Here is a 16998-nt window from a genome sequence, read left to right as displayed (position 1 = left end):
CCGGACTCGGTTTCGGATCACCGCAGGTCGAGGACGGCCTTGCCGTGCAGGCGGCGTTCGACAAGGGCCTCGATCGCCTCCGGCGCCTTGTCCCAGCCACCGCGCCACGAGACCTGGGCGTCGAGTTCGGCGGCGGCGACCTTGGCCGCGAGCAGGGCGAGGTCCGGCCCGAGGTCCGGGCATTCGGGCAGATAGAAGGTGACGAGCGAGCGGTCGTGGCGTCCATCGTTGCCGTAGAGCGCGCCGTAAGGGAAGTTCTCCCCCTCGCCGACCGCGGCATGGCCGACGGAGACCAGCGTCCCGCCCGGCTTCAATCGCGCGAAGGCGTCGACGAGTTGGGAGCCGCCCACCAGATCGACGACCCCGTCGACGGGCGCGCCGAGGGCGGCGGGACCCGCGACCACCTCGTGCGCGCCGAGCGCCCGCAGGCTGTCCCCGTGGGTGTCCGGGTCGCCGGTGGAGGCGATGACGTGCGCGCCGCCGAGCCGGGCGAGTTGTACGGCGTACCGCCCGGTGCCGCCCGTCGCGCCGGTGACCAGGATCCGCCGGCCGACGATCGAACCGATCCGGCGCAGCGCGCGCAGGGCGCTGGCGCCCGCCACGGGGACGGTGCTGATGGCCCCGAGATCGGCGCCGGCCGGGACCGTACCCATCAAGTCGGTGCGCACGGCGCGGAGTTCGGCCCAGGCGCCGTCGGGTCCCAGCGTCACCACGGGCGTACCGACGGGCGGGCCGGAACCGTCGGCCGCCGCGCGTTCGACGACTCCGGCCGCGTCCCAGCCGAGTATGGCGCCGTCGGGGGCCTCGCGGAGGATGAACCGGACCTCGCCGTGGTTGAGGGAGGTCGCGGCGACCCGCACCAGGGCCTGGTTGGGCGCGGGGTCGGGGTCGGGGGCCTCGCCGAGGCGCAGACCGGCGGGCGTGGAGTGGTCGACAAGCAGAGCGCGCACGAGAGAACGCCTTTCCTGGAGGCCAAGGGCTCGACCCGCCCAATGTGCCACTGAGTGGCATAAGCGCACAAGGGGCATTCGCTTCTCGGGTACGGTGAGGTCATGAGCACCGCGCCGCCCGCATCTCCCCAGCCTTCGCCGTCGGGCCCGCTGTCGACTTCGCTGTCGTCGCCGCCGGGTCTGTCGTCGGGCTCGTCGTCGGGTCTGCCGTCGTCTTCGCCGTCCGGCCCGTCGTCGTCGCTGCGTGAGCGCAAGAAGCGGCGCACCCGTCAGCTCCTGGTGGACACCTCACTGGAGCTGTTCACGGAGCGCGGCTTCGACAAGGTGACGCTCGACGAGTTGTGCGACTCCGTGGAGATCTCCAAGCGCACGTTCTTCCGCTACTTCACCAGCAAGGAAGACGTCGCGATGGCCCCCACGCAGGACCTGTGGCTGACGTTCCTCGACGTACTCGAAACGGCCGACCTCGGCCCCGCCGACCGCCCCGTACTGGCGCTGATCCAGGACACCCTCCTCACGGCGCTGGACCGGACAGCCACCGACGAGTGGTCGCACCGCGTCCTGCTCAGCCGCAATCTGACCGAGCGAACCCCCTCGATGGACGCGCACGGTCTGCACTTCTGCGACCGCACCACCCGGGCGGCGCTGGCCGTCCTGTACCGCCGTCTCGACATCCCCGACCCGGCGGACCCGCGCGCCCGGCTGGCCGCCGACATGGTTGTCGCCGCGTTCCACTGCGCGCTGGCGACATGGGCGTCCGCGGCCGAGAAGACGGCCGACAAGACGGCCGACCGGGCCCCTGGCACGGCACCCGGCACCGCGGCCGACAACACGCCCGGCACCGCACCCCGTACCGACCCGTCGTCCGAGCCCCTCTCCGCCCACACCCGCCGGGCCTTCACCGCCCTCGCCGAAGCCGCCACCTTCCCGGTGACACCACGCCAGGACACCACCCCCCAGCCCTGAACAGGCGTTTGAGTAAGCTCGTGCTGGCCGCCGTCGCCCGTCGCGGACCCAGCACGATCCGGGGGGAGTGTTCGTACGTGGAACGGCTGCGCCAGGACGACCCTCCACGTATCGGGCCCTTCGTCCCCCTCGGCCGGCTCGACCCGGACTCCCAACAGGCCGTCCCCGCACGCCGCTTCATCGCACGCGGCGCCGACGGCGACCGTACATACCTCGTCAGCCTCCCGCGCCCCGACGCCGACCCGACCCGCTGGTCGATCGAGGCGGAGGGCGCCCGACGGCTCGCCCTGCCGGGGTTCCAGCCGGTCGAGGAGGTCGGCGACGCGGCGGGCGTCCCCTGGTCCAGGTCGCCCTACATCCCCGTACTCCCGCTCCCCGGCGCCCTGTTGGCGAACGGCGGTCCACTGCCGGAGCGCGTCGTACGGGCCCTGGGCGCCGCCCTCGCCCGGACACTGACCACCGCGCACACCCACGGCGTGACGCACGCGGGCCTGTCCCCCAACGCCGTACTGCTCACCACCGAGGGCCCGCGCCTGAGTTGCTTCGGGGCCGTACGGGCCGCCGCGCCGGACGGCGAGCGGCGCGCCGGCCTGCCGGGACTGGACTCCGGGGCACTCGCCCCCGAGCAGGCGGACGGCGGACGGCCCCGTCCGCTGGGCGACGTGTACGCGCTGGGCGCGGTGCTCGCGTACGCGGCGACCGGGCACACCGTGCCCGAACGCGGCGAACTGCCCCCCTCGCTCGCCGAGTTGATCACGGCCTGCCTCTCCCGCGACCCCGCGCGACGTCCGCAGGCACAGCAGGTCCTCACGCGTCTGGAGTCCGCCACGAGCGGGCCCCCGGCGCACACCGCCGCCCCGCCCACGGCCCTGGACACCGCAGGCCCGGCCACGGTCCTGCACAGCGCCGCCCCGGCCACGGTCCTGGACACCGCGGGCCCGATACCTCTCCCCGCCCCCGTGGTCACCGCCCTCGCCCGCCAGTCGGCGCACGTCCTCGCCGCCGAACTCCCGCCCCCCGCAACCCTGCCCTGGACCGACGGCTGATGTTCTCCCCGCTCACGCACGACGACCCGCACCGGCTCGGCGCCTACCACCTCATCGCCCGCCTCGGCAGCGGCGGCATGGGCACCGTCTATCTCGCCCGCTCGGCCACCGGCCGTACGGCCGCGCTGAAGACGCTGCACGCACGGCTGGCCACCGACCCCGCCTTCCGTACCCGTTTCCGGCTGGAGGTGGACGCGGCCCGGGTCATCGGCCCCGTCCACGGTGCCCAGGTCTTCGATGCCGACCCGCTCGCCGAAACCCCCTGGCTGGCCACGGAGTACGTGCTCGGCCCACCCCTCGACGACGCCGTCACCCTCGCGGGTCCGCTCCCCGAGCCCGCCGTACGCGCGCTGGGCAGCCTGCTGTGCGCGGCACTGGCCCAGCTCCACACCTCGGACGTCGTGCACCGCGACCTCAAGCCCTCCAACATCATGCTCACGGCGGACGGCCCCAAGGTCATCGACTTCGGTATCGCCCGCGCCATCGGCGACGACCACCTCACCCGCACCGGATCCGCAGCGGGCACCCCCGCCTTCATGTCCCCCGAGCAGGCCACCGGCCAGGAACACACCTCCGCCGGCGATGTGTTCGCCCTCGCGGGTGTGCTCGTCCACGCGGCCACCGGCCACGGCCCCTTCGGCACCGGGCAGCCCGCCGACCTGCTCTACCGCGTGCGGTACGCCGATCCCGATCTCACCGGAGTCCCGTCGGCCCTGGTGCCGGTCCTGACCCGCTGCCTCGCCAAGAACCCCGCCGAGCGCCCCACCACCACGGAACTCGCCACCCAACTCGGAGACGCCCCGGGCCCGTTCGCGGACCTGCTCCCCGAACTCCTGCTCGGCGAGATCGCCCGGCTCGTCGGGAGCGTCTGGCACGTCCGGCCGTACCGCCTGCCCGCACCACTGGAACACGCCCTCGCCGAGACCCGTCCGAACGGCTCCGCCTCCCCCACCTCGTCGGGCATGTCACGGCGCAGACTCCTCGCGCTCGGCGGGAGTTCCGCACTCGGCGCGGCGGCGGCCGGCGCCGGTGCCTGGGCCTGGCTCGGCGGGCAGGACACCGCCGACCCCAAGCCGGCGCCCACCGGCCCCAAGACGCCCAAGTGGGACCTGTTCTGGCAGGTGAAGACCAGCTACGACGACCCGCTCATCCTTCCGCAGCCGCTCGTCCTGGACGGGCTGGTCATCGTCGGGGAGTACGGGGTGCAGGGGCTGGATCCCCGGACCGGCGAGTCCAAGTGGGCCGACCCCGACGTCTACTTCATGCGCCGGACGGCCACCGACGGCAAGCGGATCTACGCCGCCGACTACACCCTCGAAGAGAGTGACCCGCTCGCCGTCGCCACGGTCGATCCGGCGACCGGGACGATCAACGACCCGTTCGCCGAGTTCGACGACCTGCGGGCGATCCTCTTCGGCACCCAACTGCTCTGCGCCACCGACGACGCCGTCTATCTGGCCGGCGGCCGGGGACCCCATCCGGACACCGGCTTCAGCGCGGACCAGAGCTGGTTCCTGCTGGGCGCCGACACCCGTACCGGCAAGAAGCTCTGGGAGGTCCCGCTCCCCGCCCGGCCCGACAAGTCCGAGCGGCTGCACTTCCTTTCCGCCCGTGTCGAGGGCGAGTATCTGGTGCTCGTCCAGCAGTCGGCGGACGGCGAGCCGCGTCTCGTCGTACACAACGCGCGGACCGGCGACGCGCTCTGGGACCGGCCGCTCGACAACGACCAACCGGCCTTCGGCCAGGCCCATTTGGCGGTCGACGCCCGCCATGTCTACCCGTCGACCGGCGAACTCGTCGCGCTCCGGCTGGCCGACGGCAAGGAGTCCTGGCGCTTCGAGGACGGCGCGCCGGGGGCCCGCTTCGGCCCGCCCGCCGTCAAGGACGGCGTGGTGTACGCGGTGGAGGAGGGGCGCGGCACGCTCGCGCTCGACGCCGCCGACGGCACCCTGCGCTGGGCCGAGAAGAAGCGCGCGGTCACGGCCGCCGACCTGGACGCGCCACCCGTGGTCGGTATCGCGTACGTGTACAGCAAGGCCGCCTCGGGACTGGTGGCCGCGGACCTGCGCACCGGCGCCGCGGCCCGCCCTTTCAAGGCCTCCGGGGCACGGTACTTCGCCCATGAACCCGCCCGGCGGCTGATCGCCGTGGGTGGCTCGTCCACCGCCGCGTACCCACTCGCGTGAGCGGACGGCAAACGGCGGACGGCGGACGGGGACGGCAAACGGGCTACGGCGGACGGGGGCGGCGGACGGGGGCGGCGGACGGCATACAGCGGACGGCGTACAGCAACAGCCGAGCGACAAACAGCAAGTGGCAAGCGGCAAGACCACAGAAAGCGGCACCGGCATGAAGCCCCTGGAATCCGGAGACCCGATCCGACTCGGCCCCTACCGCGTCCTCGCCGTGCTGGGCGAGGGAGGCATGGGCAAGGTCTACGTCGGCCAGGACGCCGAGGGCCACCCCGCCGCCGTGAAGGTGCTGCACCCGCATCTGGCGCACGATCAGAACCTGACCCAGCGGTTCGTGCGCGAGGCGCAGATGGCCAGGGCCGTCACCGGCGGATCCGTGGCCCGTGTCCTGGACGCCAGGACGGAGGGCGGGCGCCCCTGGATAGCCAGCGAGTTCCTGACCGGGCCGACGCTGGAGGACGCCGTACGCTCCCACGGCCCGCTCGACGAACCGACGGTGCGGGCCCTGGCCACCGCGCTGGCCCTCGCGCTGCGCGACATCCACGCCGCCGGGCTCGTGCACCGGGACCTCAAGCCCGCGAACATCGTGCTCACCACGACGGGCCCGCGCGTCATCGACTTCGGCATCGCCCGCCCCGAACACGGCCTCACGCTCACCACCACCGGCCAGGTCCCGGTCACCCCCGGCTACGGCGCGCCCGAGCAGGTCCTCGGCCGACGCGTCGGCCCGCCCGCCGACGTGTTCTCGCTGGGGGCCGTCCTGGTCCACGCGGCGAGCGGACAGCGCGCGTACGAGGGCGGGCACGTCGCGGCCGTACAGTACGAGGTCGTGCACGGCGAGCCGCGCCTGGACCGCGTACCGCCCGCGCTCAGGCCGCTGATCGGCCCGTGCCTCGCCAAGGACCCCGCTTCGCGCCCCCTGCCCGAGCAGCTGTCGCAGGCCTTCGCCCCGCCCCGAGGCGCCGGACGGGCCTGGCGCGGCGGCCCCATCGCCCAGGACATATCGACCCGCGAACAGCACCTCCACCGGCTGACCACACTGCCCGGCGGACCGGCCGCGCCGCGCTCGGTCTCCCGGCGCCGGCTGCTGACGGGCCTCGCGATCGGCGGGTCCGTACTCGCCGTCGGCGGCGGCGGCGCCGCGTGGTGGAACTGGCGGACGGACCGCGACGGGCCCTTCGACATCCCGCCGGCCGTGGCGACCCCGAAGGCCCGGATCCTGGACGCGAAGAAGGGCGACTACGTCCTCGGCGAGGCCCCCGATCCGCTCTGGAGCGTCACATCGGCGCTCGCCAAGGACACCCCGGCGCCTCTCCCCGTACGCGACGTGATCATCGTCGGCGCGGCCAAGGGCGGCATCGCGGCGCGCGGCGTGGTGGACGGCGCACTGCGCTGGTCGGCGCCGGAGGCGGTGGCCGCGCGCCGGTATCTCTCGCTCTCCGACGAGTTGGTGGCGGCCGTCGACCGAACCGGCGCCCTGGTGACGTTCGTCGCGTCCACCGGCGCCCCCAAGTGGACATCGCCCGCCGAGGCGTCCTCGCTCCTCGCGGCGGACGACGAAGCGGTGTATCTGATCACGGAGGACGGCCGCGTACGGGCCGTGGGCCGCGGCGACGCCAAGATCCGCTGGACGGCGCGGGTCGACGCGGACCTCGGTACGAAGGCGGCGTCACGGGGACTGGCGGCGGACGGTGTGCTGGTCGTCGCCACGGCGGACGGCGGCGTCGTCGCCCTCGACGCGAGCGACGGCCGTACGGTGTGGGAACGGCGGGACCAGTCCGTGGAGGGCGGCCGGGCCAAACTCGCCCTGTCGGGACGCACGTTGTGCGTGACCGGCAAGCGCCTCTCCGCCGTCGACCTCACCGGCGGACGGCAGCTCTGGGCGGCGGAGAATCCGGAACCGCCGGACGGGGCACCGGTGTTCTGGGGCCCGCCCACCATTCACGGCAGGCATGTGTACGCCTCCGTACGCCAATTCCCGCTCCGTTACGACCTGCGGGACGGAAAGCCGAGCGACTGGGTCTACTCGGGTCTCCTGGAATGCGACCCGCCCAGCCCGCTCGTCGTCCAGGGGGACGGCTTCTGGTCGGTCACCGTCACCAGGACGGAGGCCGGCATCAATGTCGTCGACCTGTCCGCGGAGGGTCGGCCGACATGGGTGTTCCGGATCATCAAGAACCCGGACGCCTACTGGCTGGAGGCCGACGCGAACCGCGTGTTCGTGCTCGACGGCGCGACGCTCAGCGCCCTGCCGGTGTTCTAGGGGATCGTGTCGATCAGGCCGGGTCGGGCCTGTTGCCACGGCGCAGCGCGCGGGAGCACAGCCCGATGACGGTGGCGTTGACGAGCGCCCCGAGAACGATGGAGGCGACCATCGCCGCACCGCTGTCCGGCAGCGCGAGCATCACCAGGCTGCCCGGGGCGGTGGCGAGCGTCGGGATGACGCCGGCCATGGACTCGCCGGTGTCGTCGGTGACGGTCACCACCACCGCCCAGATGATCAGGGCGGCGCAGACGGCGAGGTAGCCGAGGGCGAAGATGTCGCTGAGCGCGTGGCGCACTCGACGGGTGACGGAAGCGGACACGGCAGTGCACTCCTAGATGGGTCCTGGTCGGGTCGGATGAAGTGAGTCGGGGTCGGTCGGTCGAGGTCGGTCGGTCGAGGTCGGTTCAGGTGCCCGGTCAGGTGACCGGTCGGGTGCCGGTCAGGTGCCGGGCGGATTCGGGCGGGCAAGGCCGAGGTCGTACGCGAGGATCGTGGCCTGCACCCGGTCGCGCAGTTCGAGCTTGCGCAGCAGCGCGTTCACATGGGACTTGACGGTGCCGACGGTGATGCCGAGTTCGGCGGCGATCTCCGTGTTGTTGAGTCCGGCCGCGACCAGCGTGAGGACGAACCGCTCGCGGCCGGTCAGGCCGTCCAGCTCACGCACCCCCACGCCGGCCTGGATCCCGGCACCGGCTCCCGACGCGTAGTGGCCGATGAGCCGACGGGTCGCGGAGGGCGCGAGGACACTGTCGCCGGTGGCCACCACCCGGATACCGCTGAGCAGTTCGGCGGGCCGTACGTCCTTGAGGAGGAAGCCGGAGGCGCCGGCGCGCAGCGCGTCGAAGACGTACGCGTCGAGGTCGAAGGTGGTCAGCACCAGAACGCGCGGCGCGTGGGGCCGGGCGGTGATGATCCGGGTGGCGGCGATGCCGTCCAGTCCGGGCATCCGGACGTCCATGACGATCACATCGGGGGCCAGCTCCTCGGCGAGACGTACGGCGGCTGCGCCGTCTGCGCCCTCGCCGACGACCCTCATGTCCTCCTCGGCGTCGATCACGGCGGCGAAGCCCGCCCGTACGACGCCCTGGTCGTCGACGACCAGCACACTGAGGCTCATCGGTCCCTCTCCGCATCGTCCTCGGCCGGTACCGCGAGTGCCGCGAGTGCCGCAGGCGCTGCCGGTGCTGCCGGTGCTGCCGGTACCGCAGGCGCTGCCGGGCCGGTCGTACCACTCGGTCCGAGTGGCAGCCGGAGTCGGACCGGACCCGGCGGATCGGTGGCGAGCGTGCCCCCGAGCGCGGCGACCCGGGCCTCCAGCCGCTCCCCCACGGCGAGGCGGGCGGCGCGCGGCACCCCGGTGGCCGCGAGGGTCAACGTGTCGCCGTCCGCGCCCGTTTCGAGGTCCAGTTCAAGCCTCGCGGGCTCCTCGCCGCCGGCCGAGAGCACGGTCTCGGCGACGTGGTAGGCGGCCAGGTCCACCGTGGTGGGCAGCCGCTCCGGCACCCGGTCGGTCAACCGTATCTCCACGTCACGGCCGGTCGCCCGGCACTGGTGGGCGAGCAGGTCGAGGGCCTGGAGGGTGGGCTGCGGGCGCAGTTCGGGCCCCGTCTCGCCCTGCCGGACCGTGTCGAGCAGGGCGCGCATCGCGGCCAGTGCCTCGCGGGCGCGGTCGGCGGTGGTGTCGAGCCGGCCCGCCTCCGCCTCCGCGACCATGTCGGCGGTACGCGACAGCACGGTGGTCTCCAGCCCGGCGGCGATACGTCGGCGCTCGGCCCACGCGTCACGTACGGCCTCCCCGGTCCAGGCGGCGAGGCGTTCCTCCTGGTCTCCCCGCGCGGCCCGGTCGCGCCGCCCGCGCAGCGTGCCGCCCCACCGGGCCGCGCCGACCGCCAGGGACGACCCGGCGACCGCGCACACGGCGACCGCCCAGCCGGGGAGGGTCGTGCCCCGGTCCAGTACGACGGCGGTGACGGCGCCGGCGTGCACGACCACCGCTACGGCGGCGCCGGCGGCACGGGCCCCGTCCGCCGCGAGCACCACGAGCGCCGCGCAGGTGGCGATCATGCTCAGCGCGGGCGGCAGCAGGACCGGACCGGCGTACTCGCCCACGGCCATCGCCACCGGCCAGAGCGGGGCCAGCGCGCACAGGACACCCAGGGCGACCCGGGGCGCCCGGCGCAGCCACAACAGCGCGAGCGCCTGCGCCGCCGCCAGCAACGCGAACAGCACACCCGCGGACACCTGCGACCCGCTCGACGCGCTCTCCGACCTGACGACCAGCGTAGGGAGCAACGGCTGAAGACAGAGACCGACGGCGGCCACGACCTGCGCCGGCCGGTAGCCCCGGGTGACGGACCGCTCGACGGGAGCGGCGGTACGGCCGGGCAGCACCGCGCGTACCTCCCAGCCGCCGTCGGCCGTCGGCCCGCTGGACAACGTCCCGCCCGCCTCCCGGGCACGGGACCGCAGGAACCCTTGCCCGCGTCCCGAGCCGAGCCCGGCGCCGTGCGCGACCGCACCCGCCGGCGGCGCGGCGCTCGTGACCACGACTTCGGTACGGGTGTCGCCGTACCGGCACAGCACCGTCGTATCCGCACCGGCCGCGTGCCGCGCCACGTTGGTCAGCGCCTCGCGCACGATCCCGTACGCCGCGTCCGCGACGGCACCGTCCGGCAGGGGATCGATCTCGCACTCCACCCGCTGGTCCAGCCGGCGGAATCCGGCGACCAGCTCCCGCAACCGTTCCTCCGGCGACGGCGCGTCCTCCCGCGAGGGCGCGGGCGCCCGTACGGCGCCGAGCGCCCGGCCGACCTCGCGGCCGGTCTCGGCCGCGAACTCCAGTGCCTCGTCGGCCAGTTCGGGCCGCCGCTCGCGCAGGCCGAGCGCCGCGCCGGCCGTGACGACCACGGCCGTCAGATGGTGGGCGCTGACGTCGTGCAGTTCGCGCTCCATCCGGCGCCGCTCGACGGCCGGCAGCCGGTGCCGCTCGGCCTCGGCCCGCCTCAGGACCCGTTCGGCGACCCGCCGTGCGCGCCGCCGCCGCCGTACCAGCAGCCCGGCGCCGCACATGGCGACGTACAGCAGAAGGGTCAGGACGACATCGAGCCCGTCCCGGTCGCTGAGCCCGTGCAGGCTGAGGCCGTGCAGCAACTGCCAGGCGGCGAGCGCCACGACGCAGAGCACGGCGGTGAAGGTGTCACGTTCGGTCGCCACGGTGTACAGGGCGAGCGCGACCCCGGCCGTCCCCAGCACGGCGACGGCCCCCGCGGGCGTCGGCCCGGCGCCGAGCGCGCAGACGGTGACGACCAGCACGAGAACCCCGACCGGCCGAGCCCGCCGCAGGGCCAGCGCGGCCCCGACCAGTCCGGCGACCAGGGCCACCACCAGAAGGTCGACCGACCGCGGCACATCACCCCGCGGCAGGACGGCCCCGGGCCACACCACTGCCTGGGCACAGATCAGCAGGACCGGAATCAGCCGGTCGTCGGTTCGATTCATATCGAGATCCAGGCTAGGGCCCGGCTGACCTGCCCGACTCCGGCTGAAGGCGGAACCGGCTCTCTTACCTGGGTTGCAGAAACGGGGCCGGGCGGACCCGAACGACAAGCTCGCCATTCACGGCCCTCGCGAGGTGAACTCATGGTGGCCGGAGCCCGTTGTGGCGTTACGAGAGGTACTCGTACGAACTGCGTTGTGTCCGCGGGCCACTGATCCAGCGGTGAGCGAACGTCAACCTTTTCATGATCGAACGGAAGGTGTTCGCATGACTGACGCGACTGACGCGGCCGAGGCGGCGGACGGTCTGAGGAGTGCGGAAGAGGGCAACTCCCCCGCACCGACGGTTGACCGGACGAGTCCGACGCCACTGGAAACGCGCCTGGAGACGTTCGAGAAGGGCGCCCTGATCACCGCCATGGGTCTGACCGCCGCCGCGTACGGGATGGAGCACAGCACACCCCGCGCGTTCGGCCTGGGCGCGCTCGCTCTCCGCCAGGCGGGAAAGGCGGTGAAGGACGGCTACAAGGAACGCGAGTCGGCCGCGGAGCCCGCCTTCAACGCCGTCGGCACCGCCGTATGGGCGGCCGGGACAGCCGCCGACAACCGCGGTCTGAAGACCTCCGGCCCGGCCCTCAACTCCGTCGCACACCTCGCCGCCGCGGGAATGCAGTACCACCAGGGCAAGGGCGAATGGAAGAGAACACTGATCGACGCGGCGGAGCAGGGCGCCTTCGCGGCCGTCGGCTACTCGGAGAGCCCCGCGGCCGGCACCGTGGCGTTCGGCAGCGCGGCACTGGGCTTCCTCGTCGACGCCAAGGACGACAAGGGCCTCCTGGGCCACGCGGCCGGCGCGGCCTTCATGGCGGCGGGAGCCGGCATGAAGTACCCGCCGCTTCAGAGCGGGGGCGCAGTAGTGGTCGGAGTCGCGGAGATCGGCCGCCTGCTCTACCCCGCTTACGAGAACTACACGAAGAAACGTTCCTCCAACCTCCCCCCACACCCCCTCCCCACCACGCCCACCTCATCGGCGTCCCACTACTCACCAACGACGCCCCCACAGCGCCGCCACTCCACCACCCACCACCCAACCCCCCACACACCGGCCCCCACGCCACCCCGCAGACACAGCATCTGACCCCCGAACAGCCGGAAGCCCCGGATCACGACGAGCGAGTTCCGGGGCTTCCCCTGAGCCGCCTTCGGGATTCGAACCCGAGACCTACGCATTACGAGGGCTTGCACAATCATGACGGCAAGTACTGACGTCTGACACAAGACTCATCCACGGCGTTCTCGTCCATGCGCCCAGGCTGCCCGCCCCTGGACACTCAGCGGTGACTTTCTCTTCACGCACTGCTTCTCGTCTGTGCCTAGTTGATCAGGCCGCGCCATCGGCGGCGACAGCGGTGGAGCGGACTGAGTGGATGACAGACACCATCACGTCCACCTCGGCCTCAGGAAAAATTGCCTCGGGACCTGTCGGGGCAAGCGCGGTGAACGGCGATTCATACAGCGCGTCAACATCGATCGTGCCGTTGCGCGCCAGATAGTCGATCAGTTCGTTGAGGAAGCGGAGCTGGTTCACTGTGAACGTCTTACTCTGCTGGAACCTATCGAAGGCCAGGGCCGCCGCCTCCCGCTCCAGTCCTGTCAGAGACCGCAGGAACAGGCCGAGGCCGCCCTTGGCGTCCTTGATGTAATCAATGTCCGCTGTAGTGCCAAGGCCCGCCTCGACGAAGATCTGCTCCAGCTGTGACAGGTCCGTGGCAGTGATCTGCTGGTTGCGACGGATCTTCTGGACGGCAAGTTGGTCCTGGTGCGTGTTGAGGTAGATACGGATCTTCTGCTCAAAACGCGTGAGGTCGGTGCCGACCTCCATACCTCTGAGCGCGGCAGCGGTCAGATCGCCGAGCTCGTCTTCAAAGTCGGTGTAGACGATGCTGCGCTTGGTCTTCTCGATCAGTCGGACAAGTCCGCGCAGGCGGCGGCGCATCGTCTCCAGCAGTGGCAGCGTCACGCCCTGCCACCATTCATCTCCTGCGACCTCGTCGAGGAGGAGTTGCTGGGCCTTAACCGCAGGAATGGTCAGCTGATCGAGCAAGGTGGACGCGATCTCCTGGGCCTGGTCCCGCAGGCGAGTGAAGCCTGGGTCGCCATTAAGGACGGCGAGTTGGAGCCGGAGCGCGAGCAAGTCGAATCGCTTAGCCTCCTCACCGGTGTCGTCCTTGTCGCGGAAAGCCGTTGGGAGGCCGGCCAAATGATCAACGGCCTCGCCATGCGCGTCAGGGGTGAACGCAAGCCACGCGTCGAAGTCAGCGAAGGCTTCGATCTGCTCGCGGTGGGGGCGGACCAGGAAGTTGTCCGGGTTCATCGCCGCAACCTCATCGTGCAGCCGGGTGGCAAGGTCCCAGCGCAAGCCGACCTCGCTGACCGTGCCGTCGGACTCGGGGCGTACGACCGACTCCGCGGCTGCCTTTTGTTCAGGGATTACTTCCCCATCGAGGGCAAGGAGCAAGTCAGCACGACGCTCGAAAATCCGCTGACTCAGAGAGGGGGCGACCTTTCCCTCGGCGCGCATCAGGTTCTGGTTGAAAAACTCGATGTTTTGACATAGGTCGAAGACCAGGAAGCCGTCCTTGCTTCGGTTCGGGCCGAAGAGATCCGGTGCGAGGCGGGTACCACGGCCGACCATCTGCCAGAACTTCGTCTTGGATCGCACCAGTTTGAAGAACACAAGGTTGACAACTTCAGGGACGTCGATGCCAGTGTCCAGCATGTCCACGGAGATAGCGATCTGCGGAAGCTCCGCAGCGTCGGAGAACTTATCAATCAGGCTTTGGGCGTACTCCGTGCGATAGGTGATGACCTGTGCGAAGGCACCCTTGAGGTGCGGGTAGTTCTTGTCGAACCGCTCTGCGATGAACTCCGCATGGCGGTTGTTGGCGGCGAAGATGATGGTCTTGCCGAGCTTGTCTCCGCCGTCGACCTTCAGACCGTGCGCCATAAGGGTCTGGAGGACCTTGTCGACGGTGTCTGCGTTGAATAGGTACTTGTTTAGTTCCTCCGTGGTGATCTCATCCGGGATTTGACCGTCCTCGCTCCACTCTGTCTCGTCCCACTTCTCCTTGTCCTCGTCGGACAGGTCGTCGTATTTAATGCCGCCACGCTGAAACTTCAGCGGGACATCGACAGCCCGCGGCGCCACAAGGTAGCCCTCGGCCACCGCCTCGTCCAGGCTATAGACGTCAGTGGGGACCCCGTCCTCAAGTTCGAAGCGGCGATAGGTGTTCCGGTCGACTTCGCCCTTGGGCGTCGCCGTCAAGCCAACAAGAAGCGTGTCGAAGTAGTCGAAGATCGCGCCATATCGCTGGTAGATCGAGCGATGTGCCTCATCGATGACAATCAGGTCGAAGAAGCCAGGGCCGAAAGTACGGCGACCCGCGGCATCGGTCTGGTCGATCAGATTCATCATCGTGGGATATGTGGAGACGAACACTCGCGCGTTGGGATCCTTCTCCTCCAGCAGATTGACCACTGGAGCACCAGGCAGGTGCTGCTTGAACGCGTTCGTGGCCTGCTTGACCAGGGCTGTTCGGTCGGCAAGGAAGAGGATGCGCTTGGCCCAGTTGGCGCGCATCATCAAGTCGCTCAGCGCGATGACGGTACGGGTCTTGCCAGAGCCGGTCGCCATTACGAGCAGGGCGTGGCGCAGGGAGTCTTTTTCGAAGGAGTCAGCAATCCGTCTTATCGCGCGGGACTGATAGTGACGGCCGGCGATCTGCTCGTTGATCGGCAGTTTGGCGAGGCTGCGGCGGCTCACCCGCCGCTGGACCAAGAGACGAAGCTCATCCTTGGTGTAGAACCCCTGGACCTCACGGGGCGGGTAGTTCAGGTCATCGAACAGGTACGTACGGTAGCCGTTGGTGTAAAAGATTACCGGCCGCTGCTTGAATTCATCTTCCAGAGCCTTGGCGTAGACGGTCGCTTGAAATTTGCCCTGCTGCGGGTCGCGGGTGGTTCGCTTGGCCTCGACGACGGCCAAGGGTTTGCCGTCGTCGTCCCACAGGACGTAGTCAACCTTGCCTTTGCCAGAGGGCGCGGCCGATGTGGGCAGCCCCGTGACCGGGTATTCGCGATCCCTCGGCTGATCCAGCTCCCAGCCGGCCTCTTTGAGAAGAAGATCGATGATCAGGGTGCGGGTCTCGGCTTCGTTGTAGTTGTGCGTGTCCGGCTGCGCCTCGTTCGCGACCTTGGCCGCCTTGATCTGTGCGCGCAGCTCTGCGATCTCGGCATCGAGATCCTGGTTCTTCTTCCGCTCTGCGACCAGCGCGGCATCCTGCACGGTGTACTTCTCCGCCTGCGCCTTCAGCTCGGCCTGCTTGGCGATTCGTACCTCCGCCGGGACCGGTCGAGGTATCAGTGCCGTGTCGAACGCGAGCGTGGACGCGGGCAGTTGAACTTGATCGCGGGTGTAGGTACGGGCCATCCAGTACAGGACATGGAACAGCTCAGCGAGCGTGCGCACCGCATCCTTCGGACCGACGGGGGTCTTGCGGTGCACAGCGATATTGCCCTGCCGACGAATCACATCCATCTTCGCCCGCACGGCAGGGCCGGCTGCCTTCACCAAGGTCGGCTCAGCAATCAGTGCCGCTAAATCGCGTCGATACGGCAATTTGAGCGTGTCATCGGCATCGAACAGCCACGCCACCGCGAGTTCCAGCACTCGGCGTGCGTAGAACGCGGACGCTCTCGGGTCTGCGTATGCCAGCCGCTCGGCATGCACCGCCTCGCGGTGCAGCTCCGGCCACTCGGCCTGCAGAAACCCGTAATTACTCACGTTGGTGACCTTTCACTGGCCAATACAGGCGGGCGGAAGTGGCATAAGGCAGCGCGATGCCGCATTAGGCGGCGGGCACAGCCTCGTCCAGCCATAGATCGCCACGGAACGCACGGTTCTGGAGCGACGCGAACAGGGTATCAAGCTCCACGAGGTGACGCCGCTGAATTTCCCTGAGTGACTCAATAACCTCAACACGCTTCGCGTAATCTACCTGCAAGTTCAGCGGCGGTTCAGCGACATTGATATTTTGGAGCTCTCGAGCGTTGATGTTCGCCATGCCTACAATGCTTTTACACATCCCCCTGAGGACGCGTTTAGCGTACGGCGTGTTGAGAAATGCCGCCAGATATTCTGGATCATTCTCCTTATTCACACGCATGCGAATAAGGTAGCCAGCATAGGCGAGCTCGTCACTCCCGCGGTAGATTGCAGTTTTACCGACCAAGTCCGCGCTATTTGTTCGATTGAACAGAACATCACCACGGCGGATCAAATACTTTACACTCACGGTAGGGCGATCCATAAACTTGAGATCACTTAGATCAATCTGCCCCGAAGAAGTGATGTTACCCATCCGCAGAACAGGGATATCTCCCTCTTCGCTCGCCTTCTCGCTTGTTCCGTAGCTCGCCGATTCGATGAGGTCGCCAATTGTCTTCATTGGCCACCCCTTGGGGTTGCGGACAGGGTCGCCGAACATTTCAACAAAGATGGACTGGGTGAGAACGTCAAGGAGAGAGATGGCCTGGCGACGCCTGGCGCGCAGTGCGTTCACATGGTCCAGCACCTGCGCAATTCGTTCCTGCTCAGCTAGGGGCGGCACGGGAATCTTGATCTGCGCCACGAACACAGGGCGCGCGCGCATCAGGGAGCCCCCGACACCGGCAACAGTATTCATGAACTGCGCATGGAATGAATCACCAACCAGGACGTGACGCAAGTAGTTTGCATCAATATCGCCTGCCGGACGAAAAACGATCCACTCCCCGGAAGCAATGATGCGCTTGCCTCGGTTCTTGCCAACGATCCAGCATCGTCGGATATGAGGGACGATCTTCGCGAGAAGAACATCGCCCGGCTGCACAACCTGCTTGGGGGATCCGATCCTGTTGCCGACTGTCAACTCTGATTTACCGGAGTCAAAGGCCGGGATGCTGTAGAGGTCAAAAATCTCGTCCGGATAGTTCGCGGGATTTACGTTTCCGGTCTTGACTGCCATGAAAGATTCCAGCGAAAT

11 protein-coding genes are annotated in these 16998 nt (G+C 69.6%); 5 read left to right on the top strand and 6 right to left on the bottom strand.

The genetic code is table 11. From position 1 onward, the window contains the following. Nucleotides 1-17: 17 nt before the first annotated feature. Nucleotides 18-950 (bottom strand): zinc-binding dehydrogenase, encoded by a 933-nt coding sequence (locus ACFYNU_RS25215; RefSeq protein WP_356588754.1) that lies wholly within the window; start codon nt 948-950, stop codon nt 18-20. Between the two features lie 102 nt (nt 951-1052). On the opposite strand from ACFYNU_RS25215, the gene ACFYNU_RS25210 reads away from it, so the two are divergent. The 4 genes from ACFYNU_RS25210 to ACFYNU_RS25195 all read left to right on the top strand — a co-directional run bounded on the left by ACFYNU_RS25210 (nt 1053) and on the right by ACFYNU_RS25195 (nt 7417). Next, entirely contained in the window at nt 1053-1916 is an 864-nt protein-coding gene (locus tag ACFYNU_RS25210; RefSeq protein WP_356588756.1) for a TetR family transcriptional regulator, read from the top strand. An 8-nt stretch (nt 1917-1924) separates the two neighbouring features. Continuing rightward, nucleotides 1925-2962, top strand: coding sequence for a serine/threonine protein kinase (locus ACFYNU_RS25205; protein ID WP_356588758.1), 1038 nt, complete (start codon nt 1925-1927; stop codon nt 2960-2962). After that, on the top strand, nt 2962-5148 hold the full coding sequence (locus tag ACFYNU_RS25200) for a PQQ-binding-like beta-propeller repeat protein (protein ID WP_356588760.1): 2187 nt from the start codon (nt 2962-2964) through the stop codon (nt 5146-5148). Before ACFYNU_RS25205 ends, ACFYNU_RS25200 begins: the two co-directional genes overlap by 1 nt. Nucleotides 5149-5275: 127 nt before the next feature. Beyond that, the gene (locus ACFYNU_RS25195) at nt 5276-7417 is read left to right on the top strand and encodes a serine/threonine-protein kinase (RefSeq protein ID WP_356588762.1); all 2142 of its coding nucleotides are present in this window, start codon (nt 5276-5278) and stop codon (nt 7415-7417) included. 13 nt (nt 7418-7430) lie between these two features. On the opposite strand, the gene ACFYNU_RS25190 is transcribed toward ACFYNU_RS25195, so the two are convergent. The 3 genes from ACFYNU_RS25190 to ACFYNU_RS25180 all read right to left on the bottom strand — a co-directional run bounded on the left by ACFYNU_RS25190 (nt 7431) and on the right by ACFYNU_RS25180 (nt 10918). Then, nucleotides 7431-7739, bottom strand: a complete 309-nt coding sequence (locus tag ACFYNU_RS25190; protein WP_356588764.1) for an SCO4225 family membrane protein — start codon at nt 7737-7739, stop codon at nt 7431-7433. Nucleotides 7740-7859: 120 nt separating this feature from the next. Beyond that, the gene (locus ACFYNU_RS25185) at nt 7860-8537 is read right to left on the bottom strand and encodes a response regulator transcription factor (protein WP_356588766.1); all 678 of its coding nucleotides are present in this window, start codon (nt 8535-8537) and stop codon (nt 7860-7862) included. After that, nucleotides 8534-10918 carry a histidine kinase gene (locus tag ACFYNU_RS25180; RefSeq protein ID WP_356588768.1) on the bottom strand — a complete coding sequence of 795 codons (2385 nt, stop codon included), beginning with the start codon at nt 10916-10918 and terminating at the stop codon, nt 8534-8536. The genes ACFYNU_RS25185 and ACFYNU_RS25180 overlap by 4 nt, the downstream gene beginning before the upstream one ends. Nucleotides 10919-11183: 265 nt before the next feature. Between ACFYNU_RS25180 and ACFYNU_RS25175 the strand changes: the two genes are divergently transcribed. Beyond that, the gene (locus ACFYNU_RS25175; protein WP_356588770.1) at nt 11184-12053 is read left to right on the top strand and encodes a hypothetical protein; all 870 of its coding nucleotides are present in this window, start codon (nt 11184-11186) and stop codon (nt 12051-12053) included. A gap of 243 nt (nt 12054-12296) precedes the next feature. Here ACFYNU_RS25175 and ACFYNU_RS25170 read toward each other — a convergent pair whose 3' ends face one another. Together ACFYNU_RS25170 and ACFYNU_RS25165 are read right to left on the bottom strand one after the other, a co-directional pair. Next, on the bottom strand, nt 12297-15758 hold the full coding sequence (locus tag ACFYNU_RS25170; protein WP_356588772.1) for a DEAD/DEAH box helicase family protein: 3462 nt from the start codon (nt 15756-15758) through the stop codon (nt 12297-12299). A 64-nt stretch (nt 15759-15822) separates the two neighbouring features. Beyond that, a complete protein-coding gene (locus ACFYNU_RS25165; RefSeq protein WP_356588774.1) occupies nt 15823-16980 on the bottom strand; it encodes a restriction endonuclease subunit S in 1158 nt (385 codons plus the stop codon). Nucleotides 16981-16998 lie beyond the last annotated feature (18 nt).

This window comes from Streptomyces sp. NPDC006643, assembly GCF_042870175.1.
Taxonomy (GTDB): domain Bacteria; phylum Actinomycetota; class Actinomycetes; order Streptomycetales; family Streptomycetaceae; genus Streptomyces.
Note: the sequence above shows the minus strand (reverse complement) of the source record. Positions and strands in the feature narration are given on the sequence as shown.